Source organism: Dialister succinatiphilus YIT 11850 (assembly GCF_000242435.1).
Taxonomy (GTDB): domain Bacteria; phylum Bacillota; class Negativicutes; order Veillonellales; family Dialisteraceae; genus Dialister; species Dialister succinatiphilus.
Genome location: NZ_JH591187.1, coordinates 798435 through 805411, shown reverse-complemented (window position 1 = coordinate 805411; position 6977 = coordinate 798435). Strand labels below are relative to the sequence as shown.

General features: G+C 51.3%; 5 protein-coding genes. All 5 read left to right on the top strand.

The features are described from left to right. Positions 1–1210: 1210 nt before the first annotated feature. The 5 genes from HMPREF9453_RS03535 (at position 1211) to ychF (ending at position 6935) form a co-directional block, all read left to right on the top strand. The gene (locus HMPREF9453_RS03535; protein WP_008859198.1) at positions 1211–2308 is read left to right on the top strand and encodes an efflux RND transporter periplasmic adaptor subunit; all 1098 of its coding nucleotides are present in this window, start codon (positions 1211–1213) and stop codon (positions 2306–2308) included. Continuing rightward, positions 2308–3018, top strand: a complete 711-nt coding sequence (locus HMPREF9453_RS03530) for an ABC transporter ATP-binding protein (protein WP_008859197.1) — start codon at positions 2308–2310, stop codon at positions 3016–3018. The genes HMPREF9453_RS03535 and HMPREF9453_RS03530 overlap by 1 nt, the downstream gene beginning before the upstream one ends. Beyond that, entirely contained in the window at positions 3015–4229 is a 1215-nt protein-coding gene (locus HMPREF9453_RS03525; protein ID WP_008859196.1) for an ABC transporter permease, read from the top strand. The genes HMPREF9453_RS03530 and HMPREF9453_RS03525 overlap by 4 nt, the downstream gene beginning before the upstream one ends. A 280-nt stretch (positions 4230–4509) precedes the next feature. After that, the gene (locus HMPREF9453_RS03520) at positions 4510–5751 is read left to right on the top strand and encodes an LL-diaminopimelate aminotransferase (RefSeq protein ID WP_008859195.1); all 1242 of its coding nucleotides are present in this window, start codon (positions 4510–4512) and stop codon (positions 5749–5751) included. A 77-nt stretch (positions 5752–5828) separates the two neighbouring features. Next, a complete protein-coding gene (gene ychF / locus HMPREF9453_RS03515; RefSeq protein ID WP_008859194.1) occupies positions 5829–6935 on the top strand; it encodes a redox-regulated ATPase YchF in 1107 nt (368 codons plus the stop codon). The last annotated feature ends 42 nt before the right edge of the window (positions 6936–6977 follow it).

Below are 6977 nucleotides of genomic sequence, written 5' to 3'. Positions count from 1 at the left end.
CGCGCCTTTGGCGCGAGGGTTGTTGTAGGGCGCCTCTAAATTATAGAAGGCGCCAGTTTGTATAAAACCTTAACAACCGCCCTGGCGGGCGAGAGGAAATGCATTCCCCCTTTGGTGGCTGGCGCCTTATGGACAAGCCCTGCGGGCTTGAGGGTTGACGGCCCACTGGGCCGAAGGTTCTTAAGGGGCTTAAGTTTGACGCGCCTTTGGCGCGAGGGTTGTGGTGGGGCGCCTCTAAATTTATGGAAGGCGCCCTCTTATGAAAAAACCACACAACCGCCCTGCGGGCGTCGGAAATGCTTTCCCCCTTGCCCGCTTCGCGGGACTTCCCCCGCAAGCGGGGGAAGAATAACCCGTGCTTATTGTAGTGGGACTTATGAAAGGATTGCTTTGCGGAGCTTTATTGTCCCACCGCTCCGCGGGGGGAAGGTGGTGCCGTAAGGCACCAAAGGGGGGAAAGCCACCGGAGGTGGCTGATTACCGTAATGCTTATCATGCCATATGACACCGAAAGTAAATCCCGTAACGTTCTTGCGTCCCCTTTAGGGGAAGAGGGCCACGAAGTGGCGAAGGGATGTACGAGGGTAAGAATGATTATGACACTCGATATGAACGTGACCGCCGAAAGGCGGCATTATAATACTCATCGCCCCCTAAAGGGGAAACGACTCACTACATTTTGCGCGTCGCTAGCGCTCCTTCAAAATGTGTTCGCTGTGCACCGAGAGGGCGATACCACAACCCTCGGCCCGAAGGGCCGTCAAACTTAAGAACCCTTGGGCCCGAAAGGGCCCATCAATCCTAAGAACCTTTTTCCACAACCCTTCTACACAACCCGCGGCGTCAGCCGTGCCCCTTTTTTATAAAACTTGCGGCGAAGCCGCCACCACCACCCTCAGCCCGTTAGGGCTGTCGCCCTTTGAGCGCCAGCGAACACAACCCTCCGCCGTCAGGCGGCCACAACCCTCGGGCCGTAGGCCCGTCAACCTTCCCCTCTGAACCTTTTGAACCCTTTGAACCTTCTGAACCCTCACGCCGCAGGCGTGTCCAAAGGTGTGTCCCATGGCGAAGCAGCTGTCACAATCTTCGAATCATTTTAAAGCCTTCTTTGGGGAGGCTTTTTTTCATTTATACCGGTCAGTCGTGATATAATATAACAATCTGGGGAATGTTTATTTCTTTTGTTTTTTACAAGTAAGGGGGCGGTGGTATGAAGAAAAAAATACTGATCGCTGTATTGCTCATTCTGATCCTTGCTCTGGGTGGGGGCTGGCACTGGTATAACCGGACCCATCAGAGCAAAAAGGATACTTATACGTTAGGCACTGTGAACAGGGATAATATCAGTCTCACTGTGGATGCTACAGGCACCATTGAACCGGACAACAGTGTCGATTTGTCTGCCACGGCTTCGGGCACCCTGGAAAAGGTGTACGTGAAGCAGAACGAGAAGGTCACGAAGGGGCAGGTACTGGCCACCATTGAATCCAAAGCTCTGACGTCTACCATGAAGCAGGCCCAGAATACGCTGGAAAACAAGGAGTCCTATTTCAACCGGCTGAATTCTCTCTACAGCCAGGGCGCTATTTCCTATCAGGAAATGGACAATGCCCGGCTGGAGTATCTGAATGCCCAGGCTGCCTATGACAAGGCCCAGGCTGATGTGAATGATACAGTCATCACTTCGCCTATGGACGGCGTAGTTGTAGGTGAACCCATGAAAGAAGGGGAAACCGTATCCCAGGGTCTCTCCAGCCAGATGGTGATTGTGAGTGTGGCTGATCTTTCCGCCATGCGCATTGAACTTCTGGTAGATGAAACGGATATCGGCGAGGTGAAAATTGGCCAGAATGTAGATTTCACAGTCGATGCCTATCCGAACCGGACTTTCCACGGCATGGTTACCGATATTTCAAAGAAGCAGTACTCTTCTTCCTCTTCTTCGTCGTCTTCCTCTTCCTCCTCCGTGGTGTACTACACGGTGTATGTGGAAATCAACAAGGATGAACTGGAGGGTCTCTATCCTTCTATGACGGCCAGAGCCACCATTCACGGCAGGGAAAGTGACAATGCCCTCACTGTTCCGGTGACAGCCATCCGAAGCGACGGTGAAGGTTCCTACGTGTACGTAAAGAAAGGGGATGGCGTGTCCAAGGCTTATGTGACCACCGGCATTACCACCGACAAGGAAGTGGAAATTCTTGACGGTCTCCATGAAGGAGATGAAATCGTGGTGAGCGGTACGGTGTCTGCGGAAAAGTCCACGCCCACCAATAAGAACCAGCGCGGACCGGGACCGAGGTTATAATGATGGCCGGCGCAGATAAAAATGAGGTCATTCGTCTTTCAGGTATCGGTAAAAGCTACTACATCGGCAAAGAAGAAGTGCCGGTGCTGACTCACATCGATTTATCCATCAGAGAAGGGGAATTTGTATCCATTATGGGGCCCTCCGGTGCCGGCAAATCCACCCTCATGAATATCCTTGGCTGCCTTGACCGTCCCACCAGAGGCTCCTACCTGCTGGACGGGAAGGAAGTAGCCAACCTGAATGACAGTGAACTGGCCTATACGAGAAACCGGAAAATCGGATTTGTCTTCCAGAGTTTTAACCTCCTTCCAAGGCTTTCGGCTCTGGATAATGTGATCCTTCCAATGATTTACGGCAGCCTCTTTAAAAAGGAACGGAAAGAAAGGGCTGTAAAAATGCTGGAATCCGTGGGTCTGGGGGACCGCATCAACCATATGCCTGCGGAAATGTCCGGTGGACAGCGCCAGCGTGTGGCCATTGCCAGGGCGCTGATCAACGATCCGGCCATTATCATGGCCGACGAGCCTACGGGCAATCTGGACAGCCATTCCACCAGGGAAGTGATGGAAATCTTCTCCAAACTCTATGAACAGGGGAAGACCATCATCCTGGTAACCCATGAAATCGATGTGGCCGCCTATGCGGGAAGGCACGTGATTTTATCGGATGGCCATATCAGTAAAGATATCAGGGGGCCCCTGCCATGACAAACATTTACATTGAAAGCATCTTTATGGCCTGGGGCTCTATTCTGAGCAACAAAATGCGCTCCCTCCTCACTATGCTGGGCATTATCATCGGCGTAGCCGCCGTCATTGCCCTTATGTCCATCGGCTATGGAGTGCAGAGCGACATTGAAAATAATATTTCCTCCCTGGGTTCCAATACCATTACCGTAACCCCCGGCACCGGGAGAAAACCGGGCATCCGTCCGGCTGCAGGCTCTATGCAGACCCTGACCTACAAGGATTACCTGGCCATCAGGAACCTGCCCAATATTTCCTACGCCGCTCCCCTGGTCAATACAAGCTACCTGGTGGTGAATGGAAATAAGAACTGGACCACCCGTATCTATGGCTGCACTGAGGACTATGCCACCCTATCCAGTCTTTCCGTGTCCGAAGGCCGGTTCTGGACGGATAAGGAATACAATGCCCGGGCCCGGGTGTGCATCATCGGCAAGACCGTGGCCACCAGCCTTTTCGGCGAGGAATCGCCTATCGGACAGAAGGTCCGCATCAACGGCAATCCGTTCACTGTCATCGGAGAACTGGAGGAAAAAGGCTATTCTTTCATGGACCAGGATGACCGGGTCCTCATTCCCTTTACCACCGTGCAGGAACGAATGATGCACATTACCTATGTGAACAACATTGTCATTTCCTCTGACAATGCCGATGACCTCTCCCAGATCGAGTCCGACGTGACCAACCTTCTCCGCACCCGTCACCGCATCCAGACAGGGAAAGAAGACGATTTCTCCATCCAGAACTCCCAGGATCTTATGGAAACCATGAAATCCACTACCCAGACCCTGACCATATTCCTCGGCAGTATTGCAGCCATCTCCCTTCTGGTAGGGGGCATCGGCATTATGAATATCATGCTGGTGTCCGTTACGGAAAGGACCAGGGAAATCGGTATACGAAAGGCCCTGGGTGCCACATACAACATGATTATCGTGCAGTTCCTCATTGAATCAGTGACCGTCAGCGTAGCCGGAGGCCTGATAGGTGTTCTTTTCGGTATCGGCATATCCAAAGTCATACCTCTCGTCACCTCCCTCCACACCCTCCTCTCGGTGACCCCCATTGTAGGTTCTTTCCTTTTCTCTGTTTTCATTGGCCTGATCTTTGGACTTTATCCGGCCCAGAAAGCGGCGAGACTGAACCCCATCGATGCACTCCATTATGAGTAAGCGCAAAACCGGCAGATTTTTCTGCCGGTTTTTCATTGCTAAAGGGGAGTCCAGGGCGGGGGATGGACAGGATTTCATACATAGGGGTTCCAGCTTGAAGATTCGTCGCCGAAGGGCATGTTTATCTTAAGATAAACATGCCCGGGGCAGAACCTTTCAATTCCCCAAGCCTTTGGCGCAAAATCATTTTTGATAATCATTATGGGTTATGATAAAATATAAAAGTCATCATTTATTTCTGATAAAAAGTATGATAATGCATATATGAGAGGCGATTTTTATGGCACATTGCAATGAAAACTATTTGAATCTTCAGGGGGCCTATCTGTTTGCCACAGTGAGACAGAAGCAGAATGCCTATGTGGAAGCACATCCCAATGCGGATATTATTTCCCTGGGCATCGGGGACGTGACCCAGCCCCTGGCTCCTGCTGTAATCGAAGCTATGCACAAGGCTGTAGATGAAATGGCCCATATGGAAACTTTCCGCGGTTATGGTCCCGAACAGGGTTATCTTTTCTTGAGAGAAGCCATTGCCAAGCATGATTTCAAGGACCGGGGCTGCGATATCTCCCCCGATGAAATCTTTGTCAGCGACGGTGCCAAGTGCGATACCGGCAATATGCAGGAAATCTTTGCAGAATCCGATGTTGTAGCTGTTACAGACCCTGTATATCCGGTATATGTGGACAGCAATGTCATGGCCGGCAGAAGCGGCAAGTTTGTGAATGGTTCCTATGAACGGCTGGAATACCTGCCATGCTATAAAGAATGCGGTTTCAAAGCAAACCTGCCATCCCATGATCCCATGATTATTTACCTCTGCTCTCCGAACAACCCCACCGGTGCAGCACTGAATAAGAAAGACCTCACCATGTGGGTGAAGTATGCAAAGCAGACAGGCTCTGTCATTTTCTTCGATGCTGCCTATGAAGCCTTCATTACGGAAGACGACATTCCCCACAGCATTTATGAAATCGAAGGAGCCAAGAAAGTGGCCATTGAGTTCCGCTCCTATTCCAAAACTGCCGGCTTCACCGGTGTACGCTGCGGCTACTGCGTAGTGCCGAAGGAACTGATGCTGGAAACAAAATCCGGTGAAAAGGTTTCTGCCAATGCCCTCTGGGACCGCCGTCAGTGCACTAAGTTTAACGGCTGTTCCTACATTGTACAGAGAGGCGCCGAAGCCATCTATACAGAAGAAGGACAGAAAGAAATCCAGGCTACCCTCGATATTTACAGAAACAATGCCAGAGTCATCCTGGAAGGTGTGAAGGAAGCCGGTCTTACTGCCTGCGGCGGCGTGAACAGTCCTTATGTATGGCTGTCTGTGCCGAAGGGCATGACCAGCTGGGAATTCTTTGACTATCTTCTGAATGAAGCCCAGATCATCTGCACCCCGGGCTCCGGTTTCGGACCCTGCGGCGAAGGCTATGTACGCCTGACATCCTTCAACACACCGGAGCTGACGAAGGAAGCTGTGGAAAGATTGAAAAAGGCTGTCAAGAAGCTGGAAAAATAAACTGGTTTTTGGAGTAGAAATCTACCGTCCGTCCTGGGGGGTAGATTTCTGCCTGTTTAAGAATGTAAGGAGTTTTCATGAGTACAAATCTGCAGATTGGCATTGTGGGCCTTCCAAATGTAGGGAAGAGCACCCTTTTCAATGCCATCACAAAAGCCGGTGCCGAAGCGGCCAATTTCCCCTTCTGCACCATTGAACCGAACGTTGGGGTAGTGGAAGTGCCGGACCATCGCATTTACGACCTGGCAGCCATGTTCAAGCCTAAGAAGACTACACCCGCCTTCACAAGGTTCGTAGACATTGCAGGCCTGGTGGCCGGTGCGTCCAAAGGGGAGGGCTTGGGCAACCAGTTTCTCAGCCATATCCGTGAAACCGATGCCATTGCCCATGTGGTCCGCTGCTTTGAAGATGGAAATATTACCCACGTGGAAGGTTCCATTGACCCCGTAAGGGATATGGATATTATCAATACAGAACTTTGCCTGGCAGATCTGGAAAGTGTGGACAAGAAGAAGACGAAAACCGCTAAACTGGCCCAGGCAGGCATTAAGCAGGCCAAGGCAGACCTGCCGGTTTTGGAAAAGGTGTACGATGCACTGCAGAACGGTACTCCCGCCAGAGCTCTCACCCTTTCAGAAGATGATCTGGAAGTGCTGAAAGAACTGAACCTCATCACCTTAAAGCCGGTACTTTACGTACTCAACATGGCAGAAGATGATATTGCCGATCCCCTGGCCAACAAATTCGTCCAGGCAGCCAGCGCAGAAGCAGAAAAAGAAGGGGCCAAATGGGTTCCTATTTCCGCAGAAATCGAAGAAGAAGTGTCTGAACTGGACGGTGAGGAGGCCAAAGCCTTCCTGGAAGATCTGGGAGAAGAAGAGCCGGGCCTGAACCGCCTCATCCGCACAGCCTATTCCATGCTTGGACTGATTAACTTCTTTACCGTAGGCCCTGATGAATGCCGTTCCTGGACCGTAAGGGCAGGCACCAAGGCGCCGAAGGCTGCCGGAAAGATTCACTCTGACATTGAAAGGGGCTTCATCCGCGCAGAAATCGTTTCCTACGATGACCTTATGGCCTGCGGCTCCTACAATGCAGTCCGTGAAAAAGGACTTCTTCGGGTAGAAGGCAAGGATTACATCATTCAGGACGGAGATATCGCTTATTTCCGCTTTAATGTATAAAAAGAGAAAGGAAAAAGACCGGCTGGTGCCGGTCTTTTTTGC

What these genes read in the sequence shown, in the direction of transcription:
- HMPREF9453_RS03535 (WP_008859198.1), top strand. Translation starts at nt 1,211, where the DNA reads ATGAAGAAAAAAATACTGATCGCTGTATTGCTCATTCTGATCCTTGCT.
- HMPREF9453_RS03530 (WP_008859197.1), top strand. Translation starts at nt 2,308, where the DNA reads ATGATGGCCGGCGCAGATAAAAATGAGGTCATTCGTCTTTCAGGTATC.
- HMPREF9453_RS03525 (WP_008859196.1), top strand. Translation starts at nt 3,015, where the DNA reads ATGACAAACATTTACATTGAAAGCATCTTTATGGCCTGGGGCTCTATT.
- HMPREF9453_RS03520 (WP_008859195.1), top strand. Translation starts at nt 4,510, where the DNA reads ATGGCACATTGCAATGAAAACTATTTGAATCTTCAGGGGGCCTATCTG.
- ychF (WP_008859194.1), top strand. Translation starts at nt 5,829, where the DNA reads ATGAGTACAAATCTGCAGATTGGCATTGTGGGCCTTCCAAATGTAGGG.